The sequence below is a fragment of the Streptomyces sp. NPDC002537 genome (assembly GCF_053594975.1).
On record NZ_JBSFWT010000196.1, the window covers coordinates 1 to 1346 of the forward strand.

The following is a 1346-nucleotide window of genomic DNA, read 5'->3' on the forward strand; positions in this document are numbered from 1 at the left end:
GGCGAATTCCAGGGGTCGAAGCAACACAGTGATCAACTGGCTGTGGCCAGGAGCTTAGCGAGACGCTCGGCTGGGGTTTCCCAGCCGAGCGTTTTGCGTGGCCGGCTGTTCAGTTCGGCGGCCACGGCCGCCAGGTCCTCGGGGGTGTGGGCGGCCAGGTCGGTGCCTTTCGGGAAGTACTGCCGCAGCAGGCCGTTCGTGTTCTCGTTGGAGCCGCGCTGCCAGGGGCTGGCCGGGTCGCAGAAGTAGACCGGGATGTCGGTGGTGACGGTGAAGGACCGGTGGGCAGCCATCTCTGAGCCCTGGTCCCAGGTCAAGGACCGCCAGAGGTGTCGTGGCAGGTTCTGGACAGTCGTGGCGAGCGCGTTGCGGGTGGCGATGGCGCTGTGGCCGGCGGGCAGGTGGACGAGCATCAGGTAGCGGGTGGAGCGTTCGACCAGGGTGCCAATGGCGGACTTGCTGTTCTTGCCGATGATCAGGTCGCCTTCCCAGTGGCCCGGGACAGCTCTGTCGGCAGCTTCGGCGGGCCGCTCGCTGATCATGACCATGTTCTTGACCGGGCGGCTGATGCGCTTGCCGGCGTGGCGGTGCGGGCGCCGCATGGCCCTGCCGGTCCGAAGGGCGCGGGTCAGTTCGCGGCGGAGTTCTCCGCGGCCTTGGATGTAAAGGGCCTGGTAGACCGTCTCGTGGACCACATGCATCTCCGGGCGGTCGGGGAAGCGGGCCCGCAGAGCCTGGCAGATCTGTTCCGGGCTCCATCGCATCGTCAGGCGGTCCTGGATGAAGTCCCGCAGCTCGGGGCACTGACCGATCTTGCCGACCTTGGGCCGGGCACGACGCCGTTCAGCGCGGCGGTGGGCGTGGAAGGGCTGGTAGGCGAAGCCGCCCTTGGGCATGGGGCGTCGGTTACGGCGTATCTCCCGGCTGACGGTCGATGGGCTGCGGCCCAGTTCGGCGGCGATCTGCCGGATGGACGCCTTCTCCCGCAGCCGGTCCGCGATGTGGATGCGTTCCTCCTCGCGCAGGTACCTCGACGCGCGAGAAGCCGGTCTCCTCCGGTCAACCGCCTCCCCGGGCTGCTGCCCGGGGACCGAACAGATCGAAGGGACCGGCTTCTTCCCCTTGCCCGGGGAGTGGTGGCCGTTGCGCCACTTCTTGCCTGTCCGCAGGTTGATGCCGACGATGCGGGCCGCTTCCCGGGTGCTGTAACCCTGCTCCATGAGCTGGAAGTATGCGGCCCGCTCGGCGACCAACCTGCGGGGCCCCTGAGGCTTCCGCTGTTCCCGAATCTCGAAGTCCATCGCATCCCCTGAACTGGGGTGTTGCGACGACCACTAGAACGGAAG

The 1346-nt window shown here is 67.9% G+C and carries 1 protein-coding gene; it reads right to left on the reverse strand.

All coding sequences use genetic code 11. The annotated features are described in order from the left end of the window. Window positions 1–32: 32 nt before the first annotated feature. Window positions 33–1301, reverse strand: coding sequence for an IS30 family transposase (locus ACWD4A_RS35355; RefSeq protein ID WP_451200578.1), 1269 nt, complete (start codon window positions 1299–1301; stop codon window positions 33–35). Window positions 1302–1346 lie beyond the last annotated feature (45 nt).